Source organism: Mobiluncus holmesii ATCC 35242 (genome assembly GCF_000185445.1).
GTDB lineage: Bacteria > Actinomycetota > Actinomycetes > Actinomycetales > Actinomycetaceae > Mobiluncus > Mobiluncus curtisii.
On the sequence record NZ_GL622346.1, the window covers coordinates 1951077 to 1971837 of the forward strand.

The 20761-nt window shown below is 51.8% G+C and carries 21 protein-coding genes and 1 tRNA gene; 12 read left to right on the forward strand and 10 right to left on the reverse strand.

The genetic code is table 11. The features are described from left to right. Positions 1 to 6: 6 nt before the first annotated feature. From HMPREF0576_RS08355 to HMPREF0576_RS08375, 5 genes are all read left to right on the forward strand, one after another. Positions 7 to 765, forward strand: a complete 759-nt coding sequence (locus HMPREF0576_RS08355) for a BtpA/SgcQ family protein (RefSeq protein ID WP_004007908.1) — start codon at positions 7 to 9, stop codon at positions 763 to 765. Between the two features lies 1 nt (position 766). Then, the gene (locus HMPREF0576_RS09630; protein WP_004007909.1) at positions 767 to 1270 is read left to right on the forward strand and encodes an ureidoglycolate lyase; all 504 of its coding nucleotides are present in this window, start codon (positions 767 to 769) and stop codon (positions 1268 to 1270) included. Beyond that, the gene (locus HMPREF0576_RS08365; protein WP_004007910.1) at positions 1260 to 2204 is read left to right on the forward strand and encodes a carbohydrate kinase family protein; all 945 of its coding nucleotides are present in this window, start codon (positions 1260 to 1262) and stop codon (positions 2202 to 2204) included. The genes HMPREF0576_RS09630 and HMPREF0576_RS08365 overlap by 11 nt, the downstream gene beginning before the upstream one ends. Positions 2205 to 2408: 204 nt before the next feature. Continuing rightward, positions 2409 to 3821, forward strand: a complete 1413-nt coding sequence (locus HMPREF0576_RS08370; protein WP_004007911.1) for an MFS transporter — start codon at positions 2409 to 2411, stop codon at positions 3819 to 3821. Between the two features lie 53 nt (positions 3822 to 3874). Beyond that, a complete protein-coding gene (locus tag HMPREF0576_RS08375; RefSeq protein WP_004011470.1) occupies positions 3875 to 4852 on the forward strand; it encodes an SPFH domain-containing protein in 978 nt (325 codons plus the stop codon). Between the two features lie 55 nt (positions 4853 to 4907). On the opposite strand, the gene HMPREF0576_RS08380 is transcribed toward HMPREF0576_RS08375, so the two are convergent. From HMPREF0576_RS08380 to HMPREF0576_RS08405, 6 genes are all read right to left on the reverse strand, one after another. Then, entirely contained in the window at positions 4908 to 5258 is a 351-nt protein-coding gene (locus HMPREF0576_RS08380) for a cupin domain-containing protein (protein WP_004007913.1), read from the reverse strand. 25 nt (positions 5259 to 5283) lie between these two features. Then, positions 5284 to 6087, reverse strand: coding sequence for a class I SAM-dependent methyltransferase (locus HMPREF0576_RS08385; RefSeq protein WP_036324424.1), 804 nt, complete (start codon positions 6085 to 6087; stop codon positions 5284 to 5286). 81 nt (positions 6088 to 6168) lie between these two features. Then, a complete protein-coding gene (locus tag HMPREF0576_RS08390; RefSeq protein ID WP_004007915.1) occupies positions 6169 to 6774 on the reverse strand; it encodes a response regulator transcription factor in 606 nt (201 codons plus the stop codon). Beyond that, on the reverse strand, positions 6771 to 7895 hold the full coding sequence (locus HMPREF0576_RS08395) for a sensor histidine kinase (protein WP_245527394.1): 1125 nt from the start codon (positions 7893 to 7895) through the stop codon (positions 6771 to 6773). The genes HMPREF0576_RS08390 and HMPREF0576_RS08395 overlap by 4 nt, the downstream gene beginning before the upstream one ends. A gap of 86 nt (positions 7896 to 7981) precedes the next feature. Next, on the reverse strand, positions 7982 to 8746 hold the full coding sequence (locus tag HMPREF0576_RS08400) for an ABC transporter permease (protein WP_004011472.1): 765 nt from the start codon (positions 8744 to 8746) through the stop codon (positions 7982 to 7984). A gap of 12 nt (positions 8747 to 8758) precedes the next feature. Beyond that, positions 8759 to 9670, reverse strand: a complete 912-nt coding sequence (locus HMPREF0576_RS08405) for an ABC transporter ATP-binding protein (RefSeq protein ID WP_036324427.1) — start codon at positions 9668 to 9670, stop codon at positions 8759 to 8761. 112 nt (positions 9671 to 9782) lie between these two features. Here HMPREF0576_RS08405 and HMPREF0576_RS08410 point away from each other — a divergent pair, with 112 nt between their 5' ends. Genes HMPREF0576_RS08410 through HMPREF0576_RS08420 form a run of 3 tightly spaced genes read left to right on the forward strand, consistent with a single transcriptional unit; the run spans position 9783 to position 11888 of the window. Further along, complete coding sequence (locus HMPREF0576_RS08410) at positions 9783 to 10577, forward strand: thiamine diphosphokinase (protein WP_004011474.1); 795 nt, start codon at positions 9783 to 9785, stop codon at positions 10575 to 10577. A 19-nt stretch (positions 10578 to 10596) separates the two neighbouring features. Beyond that, on the forward strand, positions 10597 to 11238 hold the full coding sequence (locus HMPREF0576_RS08415; RefSeq protein ID WP_004011475.1) for an endonuclease III domain-containing protein: 642 nt from the start codon (positions 10597 to 10599) through the stop codon (positions 11236 to 11238). Continuing rightward, positions 11235 to 11888: an HAD family hydrolase gene (locus HMPREF0576_RS08420; protein ID WP_004011476.1), complete on the forward strand. Its 654-nt coding sequence runs from the start codon at positions 11235 to 11237 to the stop codon at positions 11886 to 11888. The genes HMPREF0576_RS08415 and HMPREF0576_RS08420 overlap by 4 nt, the downstream gene beginning before the upstream one ends. 26 nt (positions 11889 to 11914) lie before the next feature. On the opposite strand, the gene HMPREF0576_RS08425 is transcribed toward HMPREF0576_RS08420, so the two are convergent. Then, positions 11915 to 12562 carry a DUF4126 domain-containing protein gene (locus HMPREF0576_RS08425; protein WP_004011477.1) on the reverse strand — a complete coding sequence of 216 codons (648 nt, stop codon included), beginning with the start codon at positions 12560 to 12562 and terminating at the stop codon, positions 11915 to 11917. A 117-nt stretch (positions 12563 to 12679) separates the two neighbouring features. Between HMPREF0576_RS08425 and HMPREF0576_RS08430 the strand changes: the two genes are divergently transcribed. Both HMPREF0576_RS08430 and HMPREF0576_RS08435 read left to right on the forward strand, forming a co-directional pair. After that, positions 12680 to 12753 (forward strand) — tRNA-Gly (locus tag HMPREF0576_RS08430). Positions 12754 to 12892: 139 nt separating this feature from the next. Beyond that, on the forward strand, positions 12893 to 14170 hold the full coding sequence (locus tag HMPREF0576_RS08435) for a YodL domain-containing protein (RefSeq protein WP_245527395.1): 1278 nt from the start codon (positions 12893 to 12895) through the stop codon (positions 14168 to 14170). A gap of 235 nt (positions 14171 to 14405) precedes the next feature. On the opposite strand, the gene HMPREF0576_RS08440 is transcribed toward HMPREF0576_RS08435, so the two are convergent. Further along, complete coding sequence (locus tag HMPREF0576_RS08440) at positions 14406 to 15926, reverse strand: RNA-directed DNA polymerase (protein ID WP_004011480.1); 1521 nt, start codon at positions 15924 to 15926, stop codon at positions 14406 to 14408. Between the two features lie 634 nt (positions 15927 to 16560). Between HMPREF0576_RS08440 and HMPREF0576_RS08445 the strand changes: the two genes are divergently transcribed. Together HMPREF0576_RS08445 and HMPREF0576_RS08450 are read left to right on the forward strand one after the other, a co-directional pair. Further along, complete coding sequence (locus tag HMPREF0576_RS08445) at positions 16561 to 16806, forward strand: TfoX/Sxy family protein (protein ID WP_036324429.1); 246 nt, start codon at positions 16561 to 16563, stop codon at positions 16804 to 16806. A gap of 78 nt (positions 16807 to 16884) precedes the next feature. Then, positions 16885 to 17934 carry a virulence RhuM family protein gene (locus HMPREF0576_RS08450; protein WP_004011482.1) on the forward strand — a complete coding sequence of 350 codons (1050 nt, stop codon included), beginning with the start codon at positions 16885 to 16887 and terminating at the stop codon, positions 17932 to 17934. A 171-nt stretch (positions 17935 to 18105) separates the two neighbouring features. Here HMPREF0576_RS08450 and HMPREF0576_RS08455 read toward each other — a convergent pair whose 3' ends face one another. After that, positions 18106 to 19725 carry an ABC-F family ATP-binding cassette domain-containing protein gene (locus HMPREF0576_RS08455; protein WP_004011483.1) on the reverse strand — a complete coding sequence of 540 codons (1620 nt, stop codon included), beginning with the start codon at positions 19723 to 19725 and terminating at the stop codon, positions 18106 to 18108. A gap of 401 nt (positions 19726 to 20126) precedes the next feature. Further along, positions 20127 to 20555 (reverse strand): hypothetical protein, encoded by a 429-nt coding sequence (locus HMPREF0576_RS08460; RefSeq protein WP_004011484.1) that lies wholly within the window; start codon positions 20553 to 20555, stop codon positions 20127 to 20129. Positions 20556 to 20761 lie beyond the last annotated feature (206 nt).

Below are 20761 nucleotides of genomic sequence, written 5' to 3' on the forward strand. Positions count from 1 at the left end.
AACAACATGATGCAAACTAAACAGAATCTACTCGGTAACTGGCCCGGAAACGGTGAAAAACTCTTGCTAGGGATGATTCATTTAAAAGGTAATGAAATAGACGATATCTATTCCCGTGCCGTACGCGAGTGCGACATATATGCTCGTGGCGGATTTGATGGCGTAATAGTTGAGAATTATTTTGGCACTATAGACGACGTTCGCTATTGTCTGCCGCGGCTACAAGACAAGTTCCCTCAGCTTTATGTCGGTGTTGATGTGATTTGGGATAACGATAAGAGCTTCGATTTAGCTGTCGAGCACCAGTTGCCCTTTATCGAGCTTGATTCTCTGGCAGGACAACTCCCTCCTCAAGAGGAGCCGCAATTTGAGGAACGTATCCGTTGGTGTCAGGAAAACTCACCTGCCGTAATTCTCGGAGGAGTCAGACTTAAGAATCAACCCGTTCTCAGTGGAAATCCGCTCGAGGTAGATTTAATGCTTGCCAAAAAACGTGGCGATGGAGTCATTGTTACGGGAGTGGATACGGGAGTTGAAACCGAGCTTTCCAAGATAATTCAATTTCGAGAAATCATAGGTGACTTTCCACTGTTGGTCGGCGCTGGCGTAAATGAGAAAAATTGCACGGAGCAGTTGACAATCGCCGATGGTGCCATCATCGGGTCCTCACTCAAACAAGGAGGAAACGCTAAAGGTGATTTGGAAATGGATAGAGTCGAACGATTAGTTACGGCAGTTAGAGCATTGCGGGGAAAGGTAAAGTAACATGAGCAAGCGGTTAGTAGTCGGAAAAGATGACGTGTCGAAATGGGGGATAGCACTACTTTTTTCACCAGGAAGCGATTCTGTCGTGGTCACTAACGGTGATGGATGGCATGACTTTAAGAGCGCTGCGAAGATTTCAGACGGTGCAGTCAATCTTGCTATGACGCAAGTTAGTGTCCTGCCGAAACGGATTGAAAGAATGGAGAGACATGACCATACAAAGGAAACTCTTTGTCCTACCAATCATTCGATAGTGCTAGGGGTATGCGCGAAAGAATTTGATGTCCCCGAGACTGACCAATGTGTGTTGTTGGAAATTCCCTGTGGAACTGCCCTTGTTATGGATAAAGGAACCTGGCATTCGCCATGCTTCGGGGTTAGCGAGCCAACCCAGTACTACTGGATTGCTACCTCGGACCCTCGTTTTCCGTCAGAGTGGATACCGTTAGCAGGCGGTAGCTTGGAGACATACATGGAGACGGAAAGTGATTCTGATGTCCTCTGACGAGCTAGGAGATTCACTTGAAACACAGTTCGAGAACGGGGGTGCTATCTGTTTCATCGGTGAACCCGTTCTTGACATATATATAAATCTTGACCATTGGCCGAAGCTGGGGGATAAGGCATGTCTGCTGAGTCAAGAGACCTTGCCTGGAGGAACAGTAGCTAATATGGCAGTCAATGCCTCTTGGTTAGGGCTAAAGACCCGCATGATCGGCTGTCTAAAATCCGGAGAAATCAGCGACCAGCTGATAAAAGACTTAAATGAGCATGGGGTTAACACCGACTTCATTTCCTTGACTACCGACGCGCCTGACCCTGTCTGTTACGTCTTTTTAACTGAAGGAAGTAATGTGGCAGCGTACCCGGATCGTTCAAGGGAAAAGCTGTTTTTAGATCAGGAGAGCCTAGAAACGATTTCAAAATCAAGAGTGGTGTGCTCGACACCTGAAAAACTGAGAAGAATATGTAATCATGATGATTTTCTGCAATCGATTCGTAAGGTGAAGCGTTCAGGGGGGCATCTGGTGCTTGATATAGATACCGGCGCAGAATTCGATGCTAAACACCCTCTAGAAACAGAGGCTTCCATAGTAATTATGAATGAGTTTGGGGCTGAGCGTCTATTTGGCATGAACTGGGAACAGCTATCTTCACGACTACCAGACCAATCTCCCGACATTAAATCCGTATTTACATGCCCGGATATTACTCTGTTCGTAACCGGGTCAGAAAAGGGCGTGTGGACTTACAGAGATGGATGGCGCCTGTGGGAGGTAACTCCCGCTCCGGTAGTAGATCCGACCGGGGCAGGAGATGCTTTCGTTGCCGGAATCGTTACTGGTATAGCACAAGGTTATTCCTTTGAACGTTGCGTTTTGCAGGCGTTAGACTGTGGTAAGCAGGCGGTGGGAATAAAGGGTGCCCGATTACGCTGATTAGCTGGACTATTCGCAAATAAACTGATTATGCAGCGGTTATCCTAAGTTGCATAATGGTGGTCTCTGCCACCAACCCTTGTTACGGGCTTTTGACCTGTAACCCGAGCAACGAAAATATATTTTGGTAACTCCCTGTCAGAGCCTTAACCTAGTGTTCCGACAGGGAGATTGTTTCGATTGAAATGAAGGAGTGAAAAATCCGTGGACAGCGTGGAAGCAACGGGACGCAACGAGAAGTCATCTGAGAACCAGGGGAATAACTATCTCAGCGGTTACCTAGCAGCCTGGTTTAAAATCATCGCAACCGGCATGATTACCCTGGTTGCTTTTGAAGCTATTGCGGTAAACACGGCTATGCCCTTCATTGTGGACCGCTTGGACGGCAAAAACCTGTTTGCTCTGGCTGCCGGGATTTCCATGTCCACGCAGTTAATTACTACCGCCCTCGCCGGGACTTGGGTCGATACCAGGGGTCCAAAACCGGTAATTTACGTGGGTATTGCTGCTTTCACTGGTGGATTGCTGGTGGCGAGTTTCGCCCCGAACATTTGGTTCGTCGTAGTGGGGCGCGCGGTTCAGGGCTTGGGTGGCGGTTTGCTCATTGTGCCTCTCTACGTGATGGTCGGTTCCTACGTCTTACCGCACAAGCAGCCAGCTTTTTTTGCGGTTTTTGCTATTGCCTGGGTGGTCCCTTCCCTGGTCGGACCGCTGGTGGCGGGGTTCCTGGTGGACTATGTGCATTGGCGTTTTGTTTTCGGGATTTGCCCCATCCTGTTCCTGGTGTTTTTCCCGTTGCTGTGGCCAAAATTCCGCCAATTTCCCCAGCTACACGACCCGGTTCCGTTTCGCCCCTCGCCTCGACTGCTGTGGGGTTCTATCTTTAGCGGCATTCTGATTGGTACTCTGCAGGTCATCTCCGGGGTGGAACGAGAGACTGTCTCCCCGATATTCATTGTTGCGGCTTTAACCTTGACCTTGGCGCTGTTCTTTGCGGCTCGTCCCATCCTTCCTTCCGGGACTTTCCGAGCAGTTCGCGGAGTTCCCGCCACGGTGGCGATGCGGGGACTATTGAACGGTACTTTCGTCACCGTAGATCTCTACCTGCCCTTGCTGCTGAAAGAAATTCACGGTTGGGGTCCCACCATGGCTGGTCTGTCGATGACAGTTTCGTCTATTACTTGGGCATTTAGTTCGTGGATTCAAGGGCGGATTGTGGATCCGGCGCATCGTCGCTGGCTGATTTTCATCGGTCCGATTATCGAAATTTTTGGCACGTTGGTGGTGCTCCTGGCGGTTGTGCCAGGTTTTAGTCCCTGGTTTGTGTTGGTGGGTTGGGCCATAGCTGGTTCGGGGCAAGGTTTGATTTTCCCGCTGGCCACGGTTCATGCCCTCTCTCTGACTCCGGCTCAACGTCACGGTGAGGTTTCCGCAGCCTTGAACGTAGCCGACACGCTGGCGGCTGCCGCGCTGGTGGCGTACGGCGGAATAACCTACGCTACGACTCTCTTTTTAGGACCTTGGGCGTTCGCTGCCACGATTGGTTTGATGGTGGTGATGATGTTCGTCCAATTCTGGGTCGGTACCAGGATTTTTGAGTCTTCTTCGCACAAGTGAGGTGCTATAGTTTGTTGTGAGGCTAGGTTTTTGTTGATTGGAAGGATTGGAAGATGGGTGCTTTCCTCGCTTTGTTCGAAAATGTGCTGACTTTGGCGGTTATTGTTGTCATCGTCCTGGCGTTGCTCATCATAGGTGGAATGTTCTTTGTGGTGAAGCAACAGACTAACTATGTGATTGAACGTTTCGGTAAATATCACAAGGTTGCACTGCCCGGTCTGCGGATGAAGATTCCGTTCGTGGATCGGATTGCGAAAAAGGTTCCGCTGCGTATCATGCAGCTGGATTCCGTGGTGGAAACTAAAACGAAAGACAACGTGTTTGTCACGATTCCGGTTTCGGTGCAGTATCAAGTACAAAACGTGGTTGATTCATTTTATCGTTTAGCCAATCCGGAACGTCAGATTCAGTCTTACGTCTACGACCGGGTGCGTACCTCCCTGGCGAAACTAGACCTGGATGAGGCGTTTTCTTCGAAAGATCAAATCGCCCAAGATGTCGAAACGACTTTGGCTGCTGCCATGAACGCTTATGGTTTCGCCATCATCAATACTCTGGTGACAGACATCAATCCGGATCCGACGGTGCGCGCGTCCATGAACTCGATTAATGCTGCTCAGCGGGAGCGCGAGGCAGCGGTTTCCCTGGCGGAAGCCGAGAAAATTAAGACTGTGAAACAGGCTGAAGCCGATGCAGAATACAAGCGCTTGCAAGGTGAAGGTATCGCGGCTCAGCGTAAAGCTATCGTCGATGGTTTGGTCAGCCAGTATGAAGCGTTGCGCGACGCCGGAATTGGAGCCGAAGCGCAAGAAATGCTGCTGTTGACCCAGTATTTCGATACGTTGCAGGAAGTCGCGAAAGTCTCTAACACTCAGACGCTGATGCTGCCGTCCAACCCTGGTGGTGTCAGTAACGCGATGGAGGAACTGCGCAACTCGCTGTTCGCCGCCACTCGTGCCGCGGATCAAAAGCCGAAGACCGCGGTACCGCCGCGTTCGCGTACCGTACCCACAACCTCAGCGCAACAGTAACGCGGTAGTTCCGTGATTTCGTGTCTAGTTAGTGTCGTTGGGAACCTAAAGGGTGCTATTTACCCTGCTCGCTAAGCATATAGAGAACCATTTTTGCGGGAGTCAAGGCTTTAACAGCGTGTGGTAAGCGGGTAGAAAAATGCACCATTCCGCCGGGAAGCAGTTTCACAGTTTTGCCGTCGGCGGTGATTTCAATTTCCCCTTCCAGGGTTTGCACGATCACCGGCATAGCAGCGGTGTGCTCTGATAGTTCTTCGCCGCTGTCGAAGGAAAATAGCACAACATTGACCCCTTCTGCACGCATCAGGGTTTTAGAAACGGTAGAGTTCGGGGAGTACTCAATTTGTTCCGCAAGATTATCTATATACCCTAGACCAGTAGTAACTGATTCTTCTTTTGAATCCATGTTGAATCTTCTCTGACATTTATCTCTATTTACTGGGTTTACGCGCTGTTATAGCTATTCCGGTCAGATTCTTACGGTAGTGCTTAAACGTGGCGCGCATTTCTAAAATCCTCGCCCGTAACTCTCGATCGCGTAGAACATTACCGAGTATCCGCAACACTCCCTTGAGACCTTCATCAGCTAGGTTACGCCGTGGTGACAGCGAAGCCATGGGTTCAAAACCGACCCATTCAATAATAAAACCAGCATTTTCCAGTACCTTGCGCCATTCATTTTCGGTGAGGGGACGAGCGTTCGCGCGAATAACTTGGGCGAGACGCTTGCGCAACTCATCAGCTAGCTGCATGTCTATATCGTTAGGAGTTAACCCGAGTTCGTGAATCGCGTAGCATCCACCTGGTTCTAGTATCCGGTATGCTTCTGAAACAATTTTTTCTTTGTTTTTCTCGCTTTGCATGGTGAGCATTGCCTCACCCACCACTACCTGAGCTGATTGTGACTCTAAACCGGTGTCCTGGGCGTCTGCTTGCACCACTCTGCCGCCGCTGTCCGCAACGATGTTCTGCACCCGCTGGGCTGCGTCCGGGTCTTTATCTACCCCTGTATAGGACTCGACGGGCGCGTCAATAATAATTTTGGCAGTTTTGCCTAATCCGGGTGCAAACTCTACAACTCTCTTTCCTGGTATATCAGCTGCTTGGAGCATCCGGTTGGTAAGTTTGAGTCCTCCGGGACGCAGCACCCGTTTTCCAGCACGCGCTAGTACCCAATATCCGGGTGCGACTTTAGTTGCGCGGGTACTTTGCGGAAGATTACAGTCATCATTCATGTTCCCAGTCTATCAGAATAGGCTTAGGCAAGCCTTACCTATTCTAAGTAGTTTGGGTGCTTGGACGCACAAGCGGTGTGTTTAGAGCCATCCGAGTTCACGGGCTTTTCGGGCTGCGCCTGCCGAGGTGTCCGCGTGGGTTTTGCTGATCGCACTAGAGAGGTAGTTGCGTACCGTGCCGGGTGAGAGATACACCTGGGTTGCGATTTCTTGGACTTTCAAGCCTTTTTCGGCGATTTTCAGGACTTCAATCTCGCGTTCTGTCAGCGGGTTATCGCCCTCGAAAAGGGATTCGGTGGCCAATTTTTGGTCCACAGCGGTACCGCCGGCGGCGATAGTTCGTACCGCGGCGGCGAGTTCTTCGGCAGGAGTTTCCTTGACCATAAAGCCTTTGGCGCCGGCGTTCAAGGCGCGTTTCAAGTAGCCGGGACGCCCAAAAGTCGTCAAAATCAGCGTTTTAGTGTCGGCAGCAGTCTCGGTGATGGCTTGGGTGGCAGCGATTCCGTCAAGGTCGGGCATTTCGATGTCCACCACAGCAACCTGGGGGTGGTGAGTTTGGACGGCATCGAGGAGCTCGCGACCATTGCTGGCCTGGGCGACTACCTCAATGTCGCCTTCGAGTTCCAGCAGTGCCGCAATTGCTCCGCGCACCAGCGCTTGATCATCAGCCAATACCACGCTAATCACAACTTTACCTCCACTACGGTGCCGGTCTCCGGGATGTTTTGCCGCTCGCTCTCGGAACTTGCGGCACTCGTGACCTCACGTTTCCCAACTATACTGAGAGTCCCGCCGACCTGTTCCACACGAGCCTTGAGCCCCTCCAGACCATGTCCGGTAGCATCGGGGGAGATGCCCACCCCATTATCGGTGATAGTCAGACTGCTCCGGTTCATCTCGATAGTGACTTGACGAGCCGCCGCGTGACGAATGATATTAGTAGTCGCCTCCCTAATCACCCAGGCAAAAATCGCTTGGTTCACAGCGGGGATGGAATCGAGATTTGACCAGGCGGTGCCCTCCCGCTGCAAGTCAATACCGGCACTCTCCAATGCCTGAGACGCGGCGGCGATTTCTTCGAACAAACTCTGTACTTTGAGCCCCGCCACAGTCTGCCTAACCTCTTCGATTGATTCCCGCGCCAGGTTTGTAATCTCGTGCAGTTCCGCCTGGGCACGCCCGGAATCACGTTCCAGCAGTTTTCCGGCCAGTTCCGACTTGAGGGCAATGACCGTAAGGGTGTGACCCAGGACATCGTGTACATCCCTGGCAACGCGTTCGCGTTCTTCCAAAATCGCTTGTGTTCTGGCTTGGCGCTGGCTCTCGATACCGGAACCGATAAAGAAAGCTATTCCCGCCACGAACATAAACACCGCTGAGGTGGAGATGGAGAGACCAAAATATTCTTGACCATTCGGTACAAAACGAGGGATGAGGAAGGAGGCTAAAACCGTCAAGGCTCCGGCAATGTAGCCAGCCGCCTGGGGCAGGGCGAAAGGTGCGGCAGCAGCGATAAACGGCAGGAAAGTTAAGGATTTCAGCGGTCCTAACACTGCCACCTGTAGCAATGTAATCAGCACAAGTACCACAAAGACTATGGCGTCGCTCTTGCGTAGGCGGTGCCGACCGTCGAAGTAGCGGAAGTTACGCTCTCCCATGATTGGTTTGCGCCACGAGAGTGAAAAAGCAGCCACGTAAGCCAGCGCGAATATGGCGGTTAATACCAGGGAAATTATCTTCGGTCCCAGGGGTAAGGTCAGGGCTCGACTAATCGGAAAGTACAGGAACCCCAGCCATACGAGACTCATGAAGGTGCTCGTGAAAATGTAGGAGTTCGAAGGCGAACTGGTGAGACTGCGATCTTCTGTGGCGAGGGCAGGGGAAGATTCCGGGTTCATGCGTGCCTCCGTGAACGTTGATAGCCCCACAGTGCCAGAAGAGCAAAAATCAAGATCCACACTACAAAGTTCACGATGCCAATTCCTAGGTTTTCGGTGTACGGCTTTCCGTCCATAGTAATCTGATTTCCGTTAGTGCCGGCATATCTGGCGAGAATTCCGTAACCGTAGCCCGGCATGAATTTCGCGAAATCCAGCAGCCATCCGCCCAGGGGCATGAAAAAATTCGCTATGAAAGCAAACAGGGTGGTCAGTCCCGAGGCGATAGAGACGGCTGTATCGGAATGCAGCAACAGTCCGAAAGCCAGACCGTAGAGGGTGAAAGTGAGTGATCCGCCCAGAATCACCAAGACAGAGATAATCCAGGCAGAGGGATCCGCTTTGGCTTGAGTCAGACCACCCAGCAGGAAGATGACCGCCACGGGCAAAGCCGCCAGCAGCGCTCCCAGGGCGATTTTGGTACCCAGGTACCTCCCGTTACTCAGGGGAGTCAGTGCGATTTGGCGTCCCCAACCTTGAATCTTTTCCACGGAGGTGCCAGCGGCAAAGCTGGCGGTGGAGAGAATGGCTCCGTAGGCGGCGATATTGACCATAATGACCCAGGCCCAATTGACAGTCGTGTCGGCGACCATTTCCTTGGCGTAGGTCGCGGCAACCCCAAAAATCAGGTAAATCACCACCGGAAGGCCAATGACAAACATGGGTACTTCGGGTGAGCGCAGAATTCGCTTTAAATCCAGAGCAAATATTTTCGTGTTCATGATGAGATTTCCTTAGTTGCTTGTCAGGGTAAAGAAAGTGTCCTCCATGGAGGGAGGTACGATTTCCAAATGGCTCACGCCTGGTTGAGAGAGGATGAAACGCGCGAATTCATCCGATTTCTGTACCGAGAGGTACATTCTGTGGTCTTTGATTTCGACAGATTCTTGGGGCCAATGTTGTTGTATCTGAGCGGTGAGCGCGTCGAGGTGCGAGGAATCAACCTGGAAGGACACGTTGCGCGTTCGCTGGGCAGTAATTTCTGCCGGGCTGGCATCCGCAATAATTTTTCCGTGATTCATCACCACGATGCGATCAGCATAATCCGCGGCCTCCTGCAGGTAGTGGGTGGCAAAGATGATGGTCTTGCCGTTTTGTGCCTGACCGTGCATCACTTCCCAAAAGTCGTGGCGCGCGTTGGCGTCCATCCCCGCAGTCGGTTCGTCGAGTATCAATAAATCCGGGTTTGGCAACAGAGCTAGCGCGAATTTAATCCGCTGCTGTTCCCCGCCGGAGCATTTCCCAATCTTACGTTTGCGGATTGGTTCCAGGTTTGCCGCGCTTATCACTCGCTCCCGATTTTCCGGGGTGTCAACATCGTGACCGTAAGCTGCGGCAATCCAGCGGACGACTTCGGAGACATACATGTCTTTGAGCAGGCCCCCCGTTTGCAGGACGGAGGCAATTTGACCGCGGGAAATCGCAGTTTTCGGGCTTTCGCCCAGAACCTGCACTTCCCCGGAGGTCGGTGCACTGAGCCCCAGAACCATATCCAGAGTGGTGGTTTTTCCCGCCCCGTTCGGTCCCAGCAGAGCCATAACTGTACCAGTCGGTACATTAAGTTCGATGCCGTCCACCGCGTGGACTTTCCCGAAGTGCTTATGCAGATGAGTGAGCTGCAGAGCAGCTGTAGTGGTTGTGTTCATGTATTTAAGTCTCGCGCCCCGGCGTTTGAGCCGGTAGTGTGCGCAATCACAAAAATTAGATGACATCTGTCATGTTTTCCGGGCTTTGTGGGAGCCAGATTAGAATGACTCCATGACCAAGATGAGCGAGTATCTGGACGATTCGGCAAAAAATGGCGCTGTGTCGGTTGGTTCACGCTGCCTGGTGGTGGTCGGAGGGGTCCAAGGTCTGCGTGCGCTGTGCGCTGATAGCTGGGATTTTTCGACCTATGAGATGGTAATTTGTGGCGATTCGGGTCAGGATGTGGCGCGAACTTTGGGGATTAATCCCGATGTCTATATCGGCGACTTCGATTCTTCGCCGCGTCCGGCAGGTCAGACTGAGTTCGCGGACGGACGCACCCGCTCTCCCGAAACCTTGGCGGCAGTGCCCGTCACCACCCCTAGTGATGCGGTTCCCGGCGATGGCGTAGAAGTGATAGTACTCCCCGTAGCCAAAGAAGTTACGGATTCTGAAGCGGCAGTCGATTTGGCGTATTCTCGAGGTTACCAGCACATTGATGTCATTGGCGGCTTGGGGGGGCGCTTGGATCATACTTTGGGGAACCTTGGTATCTTGGCGAAATACGCTCACACTCCCGCCCGACTACGCTGGATAGATGGCTACAACATGGTGTCCTTGGTGGGTCCGGGAACCCATACGGTACCCCGCAACGACTACCATTATTTCGGTTTAATTCCTTTCGATGGTGATGTGCAGGGGCTCACCTTGGCAGGGACACGCTACCTGGTCGAGGACTTTACCCTGGTTCGCGGCTCAACACGCGGGGTTTCCAACGAAATCACCGCACAGTGCGCCACCGTTTCTTTCACCAGCGGCAGACTGCTGATGGTCTCGTCACGAGATTTGCAGATTTCGGGTCAATAGTCTGTCCGGGCGGCTCTTCATGACAAGCGCGGTAAGGCAGGTTTCGGGTTTTCGCGAGCTGTTCGAGATTTTGCAGCGCAATGTGAGAGATGCGGGAAAGTGGTGGCCGGCAGAAACGAAGTTTGAAATCCTGGTAGGCGGCGTGCTCACCCAAAACACGACCTGGACCAACGTGGAAAAGTCCCTAGAGAACCTGCGGAAGCAGGGACTGCTTGACCCGATGCGGCTGGTGGGGGCGAAATCGAGTGAACTGGAGACACTCATTCGACCCAGCGGATTCATGCGCGCGAAAGCACAATACCTGAAAAACTTGACCGAATGGTACATAAAAACTGATGCCCGGGCTAGTGAGATTGACACCCCAACGCTGCGCAACTCCCTTTTGCGAGTTCCGGGAGTGGGTGAGGAAACTGCCGATGACATCCTGCTTTATGCCTATGATCGCCCGGTTTTTATTTTCGATACCTATGCGCGCCGGTTGCTAGTGGCAGCTGGTTTGGGAGAGTTTCGGACCTATCGTCAAGCGAAGCAGGTCTGCGATGCGGCATGGCGAGTGGAGGGATTTACGGTGGCGGAACTGGCGATATTCCACGGTTTAGTGGTACAGGCCGGAAAGGACGCGCGCCGAGAGGGAAGTTGGGAAGGTATCCTGAGGGTATGATTAAAGGCGCGATTTTCGATTGTGACGGGACGCTGCTCGACACGATGCCGCTGTGGCGAGAGGCAGCTGGAAAATACTTGACGACCTTAGGGGTAGAGGTCGAAAAAGGTTTGGGGGCGCAATTTTTCGAGATGACTTTGCCCGAGTCGGCTCGCCTGGTGCGCCAACGCTTTGGGCTGGACTTAACGGTCAACGAAATCGTGAATGGTATCAAAGATGCGGTCTATACCGGCTATCTCGAGGACGTGCAGCTCAAGCCCGGTGCCAGAGGTTTCTTGGAGGTGCTGGCTGAAGCGGGGGTGCCGATGACGGTGGTCAGTTCCGGATCAGAGGCTTTGATTCGTCCGGCTTTTCGTCGTCTGGGGATTGAGGAGATGTTTACCCAGTATTTTGCCTCCTCGGAGACTGGGATGCATAAGCGCGAGCCGACTATGTTTTTGCAGGCGGCGGAGGCGATGGGCAGCATGCCGGAGGACGCTTGGGTGTTTGAAGATGCGGTTTATGCGGTCCGGGTGGCCAGAGCGGCGGGTTTCCATACGGTGGGAATTGCTGACGATGCTAGCCGGGGCGAGTCGGATGTTCTGGCGCGCGAGGCGGAGGCGTACTGGGAGGAATATCCGGGGGAGATTCCCGATTTTATGCGTTCCTAGGATGGCGTCAGATATTGGAACGATTGTTACAATTGCTGGGGAATTTCCGGCAATGTTCCGGTGGGCTGATTTGTGATGTTACCCTTCCTCTTGCGGCGTTTGGCGAGGAATTTTCGGGTCCGATGGGTGATAAATATGAGTCCGATGGCGATGATTATCAAGAAAAAAATCACCAGGATGGGGATGAAGATAGCCGTCAGGGACATTGCCAGGGAAAATCCTTCTTCCGCGCCAGAAGCTACGGGGGCGGCAAGACCGCCGGTAGCGGTGTTCAGGACGGGACGGCTGATTGTTTTGCCACCGTGAACCGTCAGTGCTACGACTACTCCCAGGACTATGCCTATCCAGGGATTATGCGCCATCAGGGAGGAGTGTTCTTCAAAGTCCTTAGCGGCAGTTGCGGCGGTGAATATCAATCCGCCGGTGGCGGGGCGAATCACGGTGCTAATAGCATCATTGATGCTGTCCAGTGCGGGTACTTTGTCGATGAAAAAATCCGCGAAACACAGGATGGCTGCGATGGCGATAGCCCAGGGGGAGGCAATCCACGCGAGTTCGGCGGGTAGGGTGACGAAGCCGGTGAAACGTGCGACTAGGGCAACGATGAGGAAAGGGATGTAGGCGTTAAATCCTGCGGCTGCTGAGAGTCCCAGCCCTGTGAGCGTAGCAAGCATAAGTAGATTTTAGCTTTCTTCCTTGTGCGATGCTGATTTTTTCCTCTCTGGAATAACGGGGAAACAGAGCATCTGGCTGTTGGTGCTAGAATGTGGCATACTGTTGTAGTTTGAACCGCGGGCGTAGTTCATCGGTAGAACGACAGCTTCCCAAGCTGTAAAGGCGGGTTCGATTCCCGTCGCCCGCTCCATTGACTAAAAGCCGGGCTTTAGCCCGGCTTTTAGTCAATCTGGGGGCTACGACGGGAATCGAACAGGTTCGCTCAGTGGCAGCGACGCAGTCGCGTGAGCCGCTGAGTAAAACGGTGGAGGCGTTAAAAAACGGCACTGGTGTGCCGTTTTAGCCGGAACGCCTTAAAAATCCTCCGTCGCCCGCTCTGGGCCATGGATATTGCCTTTGACAAGGACGAGTTTTTCCGGCAGCGTGATTCGCAGTATGCGGCAGAACATCCGGAGAAACAGGCAGCCAAGGGGGAAATCCACGAAAATCTGATGGCAGGGTGCATTTCCGCTCTGGACGAAAAGCTGGCGGCGCCAGGGCAAACGCAGGAGGACTATCTTCCTTCGGAGATTGAAAAATTCAAGGATGCCACGGGCTATGAGGAATTTTTGGACTTTGATCCCGCCGAAATCAAGGCAGCGTTAGAGAACCCGGACAAGTCCCGCATTGACGAGATGCTGGTCTCTGAGGAAGAGGCAGAACGCGAGTATATGGCGGAGGCGACCGCCTATGTGCAGACGCCCGCCGACATTGCGGAGCGGGTACAGGTGGTACAGGAGCAGCCGCAGGGCGATACCTTTTCCATCTACCAACTGAAACCGGGGGACGCCACACGGGATTACCGCTTTGAACCGCTGGAGACTATCCGAAACAACGGCCTTTCCGTGAAGCCGGAGAACTATGAACTGGTCTACACCGCTCCGCTGACGGAAAAGGATGATCTGGAAAGCATCTATACCCGCTTTAACATCGACCACCCGGCTGACTTCAAGGGGCACTCTCTGTCTGTGTCCGATATTGCGGTGCTGCATCAGGACGGGAAGGACACCGCCCATTACTGTGACCGCTTTGGCTTTTCTCAGATGCCGGAGTTTTTGCAGCCGGAACGGGCGGCAGAGGTCACGATTCCCACGCCGGATCAGATGGCGACGCAGGAGCGAATCAGCACACCCAGAGGCAGCTTTTGTGTGACCAATATGACGCGGGAACAGATGCAGGCGGCGGGATATGAGATTCACCATCAGCCTGACGATGGGAAATACCTCATCATGGGCAACGGCACACGAGCCTTTGCTGTGTGCGCACAGCGGCCGGAGCAGAACAATCCCCTCCGCACATCGGAAATGACGTTGGAGGATGACTACGGCATGATTGACGGCATCATCAACAACGGCAGACGCGGCGAGGAATTGGAGAAAAAGCAGGAGCAAACGGAGCGGATGAAGCCGGAGAGGCTTTCCATCCGAGAGCGGTTGGAGGATGCCAAACGGGAGTGCGCGGGCATAAGGTCTCGGAGAGCAAGAAGCTCGGGCGTGATGTACCGGAGCAGGTTTGTCTATGAGCCGGAGCAAGAAATGGAGGCTGGAATGGGCGTTCTTCCTTGGTGACAACGGAAGGCGGCAGTAAAACCATACCTGCCGCAAATGCACACACGGCTGCAAGCAGAGCTTCCGACCTGTCCACATTACAGCTCAAAGCGCTCTAATTCTGTGCAGATAAGGGTGCGAAAACCGCAGAATAAGCCCTTGTATCCGCAGTTTCAAAGGGTGCCATTATGATTTCTAATGTGCCAGACTGGTTACTGGCACACGGAGAAAAAGAATCGATTTCAAACACTTGTTGTTATGTTTCGTCTTTGCTGGCAGGCATTTTGATAAATGAAACGCCAGCCTGTTTCATGGGCTTCCATTCACCTTTCAAAGCGCTTTGAGGCAGAGCCTCATATACAAATAGCCAGTTACGATTAAAATCATCTTTGTTCGTGGCTAAAGCTTTAGCGTGAGCCTTGAGTTTCTTCGTTTCACTGCTGTCTTTATGGGCGGTGAAGTATAAAAAAGCAAAAAGCATAAACAGACAGGAATCGCTTGAAATTGCTGCATCTGCGGTTATACCTTTTATCTTAAAATTATATTTTAGCGAAAAATAAATTGAAAAACAAATTGCCTCGTAATTCTGGGTATTATATCCGAGCTGAAATACCTTTTGTGAGAATAAAGCAATTTGCTGGCCTTCAACAGACAATGGCTCAAATACATGACGTTCAAGAAGCGGAATTAGATACGGATACAATAAACTAAGATGGAAGATTGTTTTTATGCAGTAATCCCTTGCATTAGGAGTAAGTTTCTGTCCTGATAACACTTTTATAGCATAATTCAGTATGGCAGAATTACCCTTATTTTTTTGCATTAAGTCGATTGACAAATCTAAATATGCGCGGGCACCAATAAAATCAAGTTTTCCATTACGTTGTATTATGGATGCAAAATTTATTTTCCGAACCCATTGTTCTACGGATGCTACGGGTAACTCCTGTATTTCTGTTTTTTTGAAGTTGAGTGTAAGATCGAATTGGCGAAGCTCGCCGCCTAATTCAAGTAAGAATTTTTGCCCATCTTCCATGCTCTCAACATAGCATGTGTAGTCATCGATATTTCGTATGTAACGCCAATCCTTGTCATATAGATTCTTATCAACAACTGTAAGAATAAGCTCTGATAAGAGATTTGATGCATGAGGACCAATCAAAAGGCCGTGTGTTTCACCATTCTTGCAATTCTGTGTATAGTGGTCGATTTGATTATACCATTTCTTTTTATCTCTACTATTTTTCTTAGCAGTAACTTTCCCAGCCAATGCCCAAGGAATAGAATGCGTATAGATACTTGGAAAGCAGGTTGAAATATCGGCTTTTACAACATACCTTTTCCCAATAAGCAAATCCGGCTCTGGCGTACCATCCGTTTTCCAATTTGAATAGCTCATGGAAAAGAGCGCATCTGAATTATTTCTCTTGCGGATATGAATACGACTAATCTTATAATCTTGACTTGCTGTTTGTTGCTTAAAATGATGTTTCAGATTATCCCAGTTATCTGAAAGACAACAGCATAGCTTTTGATAAGCCATGGGGTTAGGGATACCCAATGGTCGAGGAACATTGATGTTGCGCACACTTTCATAATAGATATACTGTTTCCAATTATCAGAAAATAATGGGTCTTTATTGTGGCAATAATGATAGAAATCGACAGAGCTCAAAATAGGAGGAAGTTTATCGGTAAATAACCCATAAGCCAGCAATCGTTCATACAATTCATCGGCTGATATATCATTCATCAAGTCGGCATAGCTTTTTGGCATTGCAGAAACCTCCTCTATACGTCTAGTACTTAATTATAGCACTATTCGTCAAACACTCTATTGCCATATAGCAAGCGGAAGAAATTCTTGAGAAAATACTCAAAATTTTCCCCCTTCTTCGTTTTGCTCTAAGCAACGACTAGCTGCCATACCGCCACGATTTACTGCAAGGTCAAGACAAAGCCGCAGATCACACCACCGATAATGAAATTCAGTACGAACAAGGCGATCACTCCATCCAGGAAGCCGCCGTCCGGCCCGATCTAGAGGCACATCCGATGAAGGTTAAGCGGCAGCGACGCAGTCGCATGAGTCGCTGAGTAAAACGGTGGAGGCGTTAAAAAACGGCACTGGTGTTCCGTTTTAGCCGGAACGCCTTAAAAAACCTCCGTCGCCCGCTCCACGAAATAAGTCAAAAAACCCACCAACACCGACCTTTTGCGGCAATACCGGGCTACGACCCAAAATAAAGACACGCAAAATGTTACTTAAGCCAAAAATAGGTTGCGTTAGCGGGTATATTGATAGCACATGATTATTCCCACAGTGTTCGTTGCAGAAACTGGTGGAAGGTGTTGGGTCCGGGGTTCTTTCTGCGCTGAGAGTGCTTTTGGTCTGGAGAAATGGAGCGCTGATGAACGACTTGACTGATCTTCCAAATATTGGGTCAAAGTTAGCCCAAGCACTTATTGAGGCGGGGATTGACACACCTGCGAAACTGGCCGAGGTTGGCAGTGTAGAAGCATGGTGGCGTGTTCACCCCCGGTTCACCTGCCTGCACTCGTTACTAGCTCTTGAAGGCGCGATACAAGGCGTCCCTAAAAGCCTGCTTAATCAAGAAATTCGCGAACGATTGCGACAGGAAACACTTAGTGATTGATGTGTTATGAGTCCGTTCATGTCGAGTAACCGCAAATGACCGCAACGTCTATTCAGTATTTGCGCAGGGGGGAGTGCCATGACCACAAGGGACGGTAGCCAAACCGATGAACCAAAAGGACAGATGCTGATTTATCAGAGCCCAGACAACTCCGTAACTATTGAGGTCAGGCTTGAGGGCGAGACGGTTTGGCTCACGCAACAGCAGATGGCAGAGCTCTTTCAGAGTTCAAGGTCTAACATTGTCGAGCATATTGGCAATATCTATGCCGAGGACGAGCTGGATGAGGAGGCAACTTGTCGGGAATTCCGACAGGTTCGTCGTGAGGGCAGCCGCAACGTGACGAGAACACTGCCTCACTACAACCTTGACATGATTATTTCCTTGGGATATCGAGTAAAATCAAAGACTGCTACGCAATTTAGACGGTGGGCAACCGAGAGGTTAAAAGAGTACCTCGTCAAAGGTTTCACCTTGGATGATGAGCGACTCAAGAACCTCGGGGGCGGATCGTACTGGTACGAACTTCTCGAACGAATCCGTGATATCCGCTCATCGGAGAAGGTGATGTACCGGCAGGTGCTGGATTTGTACGCCACAAGTGTCGACTACGACCCGAGGAGTGCAGAATCGATTGCGTTTTTCAAAATGGTTCAGAACAAGTTGCATTATGCTACCCACGGACACACCGCGGCAGAAATCATCCATGAGCGAGCCGATGCTTCCAAGCCTTTCATGGGAATGACCACTTTCAAGGGTAGTCAACCCACACTTGAAGAAGCAAAGGTCGCGAAGAACTACTTGACAGAATACGAGCTGAGAGTGCTGAATCGTCTTGTTTCCGGTTACTTCGATTTTGCCGAAGTTCAAGCTATGAATCATCGTCCGATGCACATGAGCGACTACGTCGAGCACCTTGACAATATTCTGGCAGCAACTGGGCAACAGCAACTTCAAGGAGCCGGAAAAATTAGCCACCAGGTCGCGATTGAAAAGGCAACTACTGAGTATCGCAAATATCAGGCACATACGCTGTCTCAGGTCGAGCGGGACTATCTGGAAACCATTAAAGCTCTCGAAACGAAAGCCAAGAAAGGCGAGAGTGACGCCCCCGATTCGGACAGATAAGTCCAAATCAAGAAAGCGCGGAGTAGAATGCGCCTGTCCAACCTATCTGGTCACATCAAAATACGCCAGAACGCATACCAATCCCGACCTTTTGCTGCAGTTCCGGGCTACGACCCAAAATAAAGACACGCAAAATGTTACTTAAGCCTAAGGTTTAGCCTTATTGGAGCATTACTGGATGTGAATCGTCGAGCCTTGCCAATGGTCGATGAGCCAGCGGTCGTGACTGGCGATAATCAATGTTCCTTTCCACTCGCTCAGCGCATCTTCCAAGGCCTGCATACTGTCGAGGTCGAGGAAATTGGTCGGCTCATCGATGATGAGGATGGCAGGGGCTGAGGCCAAGGCTAGGGCGATTTGTGCGCGGCGTTGGTTGCCCGCAGACAGTTCGGGGATAGGGGTTGCCCACTTTGCGGGGTGCAAGATTCCTTTCCCGGCTTTGCCGATTCCCCCTCTCCAGACTTCGGTGGTGAATCCAAAATCACGGGCTCTCGGTAAATGTTGGGGCACCAAGCTAACCGCTTTGTCGCGTGTGATGGTTCCGCTTGCCGAGGCGTCGGCAGGGGGCTGTCCAGAGTTTATCCAGTTCAAGAGTGTGGATTTCCCCGACCCGTTGGCGCCGGTGACCAGCAGGTGTTCGCCATAAACGACATCGAAACTGAGTGGCGCGAGACGCTGTTCCACGCTGGCAAGCCTTACAGATACCGCCACCCCGGCGCGCTTGGCAGGCTGGGCAAACGCGAAGGACAATTCATAGTTACGAGGTTTGCGCACTTCTCGCGTCGCTAAGGTGTCCAAGCGCTGGTCGTCGTTTCGTATCCGACGTGTGGCGGTCGCGGCGGCACGGTCGGCAAAAAACTTCTTCGCTTTGCCTTGAGCGCCGGCGAGCCGCACACCTCCACGAGAGATTTTTCCAGCCGCCTGCCGATGCCTTTGCACCTTACGCGCTTCATCTTGCTGGGCAGCGTGTAGTTCCACGTACTTGGTGCGGGCACGGGCTTTTTCAGCCAGATAGTCGGAGTAAGCCCCCGCGCAACAGTAAAGACCTGCGGTTTCGCCCGACCCTTCGGCCTTCGCCAAAGCATTGAACACCTCCACGTCCATATCGTAAATTACCGTGGCGGTGTCCTCGATGAAAGCCCGATCATGGCTGGCCATCAGGACCGGACCGCCCCAGCTATTGACCGTTTGCGTCAGAAAACTGAGCGCCTGAGCATCGAGATGGTTGGTAGGTTCATCCAAAATCAACACTGCCGGTTTCAAGATGAGGGTCGCCGCTAATTGCAGCCTGCCGCGCTGACCAGGCGACAACCGGGACAGCTCCCGGTTCCGCCCCGACCTTGTGAAAGACATCAAGTCGAGCCCTGCCAATACTTCGGCCACCCGGGCATCGAGCGACCAAATATCAAAACCCGTCATCTGAGCCAGCAGCTGATCATATTCTTGCTCCCACTCGCCAAGTGCGCCGCCCTCGCCGATTCGCGAAGTTACCTCCGCAAACTGGTCGGCTACGGCTCGAAGTGGACGCAGCGCGGCGTCAAGGTAGTCGCTGACGCTACCATCAAACTGTTCGACGTTGGGAACCCCGAAGCGCTCCAATTCGGTTCCCTCGACTTTGCCCCGCTGTGCCAGCAGATTGCCCGAAGCGATACGCAGCAGCGTAGTCTTGCCGCACCCGTTGGGTCCGACCAGGCAGGCGCGCTCACCATCGCTGACGTGCAAAGTGACATCATTGAGCACCGGGACAGTTGCATAAGAAAAAGAAATATTAACGAGGTTGATGACAGGCATAGTAATCTCCGGGACGCAAGAATTTAACGGGAAGCGTCTCAGCCGGGCTGAGCAGAGATTACTTGGTCATCGGAAGATATCTCCTCGATAGAAGGGGTGGGCGAAGGATTAACTCCATTTTAGCTCACTGCTTTCGCGCTAGCTACTGTTTTTTTAGGCGCTGGCGTCCCTGTCACAAGGGACGGATTTCGTCATGCTGTCTTGCTGAATGCGCAGGGCAAGCCGATTTCCAAGACCTATGACGACACATTCTTTACGTCGGACCCGGAAGGTGCTGTGATCGTGGCTTTCTCCGGGAGATGACAACGGGGTTTTGGGCTACCTGGGATACGAATAGGAACACTAAGGGCAAGTAAACGCGAGCCAGCCGGTGCGCCCTGAAAGTCAGTCCCCTGGGGGCGCTAGTTTTCGCTAGGTGCCTTGGGGTGGGAGGAAGCCGCGGCATCTTCTGGGGTTTTCGGGTGACGTTTGTCGAGGTAGTGCGCGGCACAGGAAGCGATGACGAGCAGGCTGAAAAGATTCCACGCAAACGCGGCAAAGCCGGAAAGAGGTTCGTTTTCCTGAGATGTCAAAAATGCGATTCCGAGAAGCACAGCCAGCAACGCGTCAACTACGTAAACCCATGATTGGTTTACATTCGCGGTTTGTTTCCCTGCCAGAACGCTTGCCATTATCAGTATCACGAAAGAAAAGACTGCCCACCACCGAGGGATGACCGGCTCTCCCAGAACCTTAAACAGAACAGCCGACGTGGCGATACCGAGAACGACAATGATTGCGAGCGTGGCGAACCGCGACACTTTGCTACGCTGATTGGCTAGTTCCTTCATAGGCGGCATTCTCTCATTTCGATTTCTATATCTCAAGAGGGTATGGTCCGGGAGTCTGTGGGGGCTGCCGTAGCAGGGTGGGGCGGGGCGTTTAGGGTGCGGTGCCACTGGCGGTGCCGTCAAACCAGATTATGATGGTTTTGAAGGGCAAATTCTTTAACATTAATATCGCATTTCTACTGTTCAAAGCAATTTAGGGAGCGATT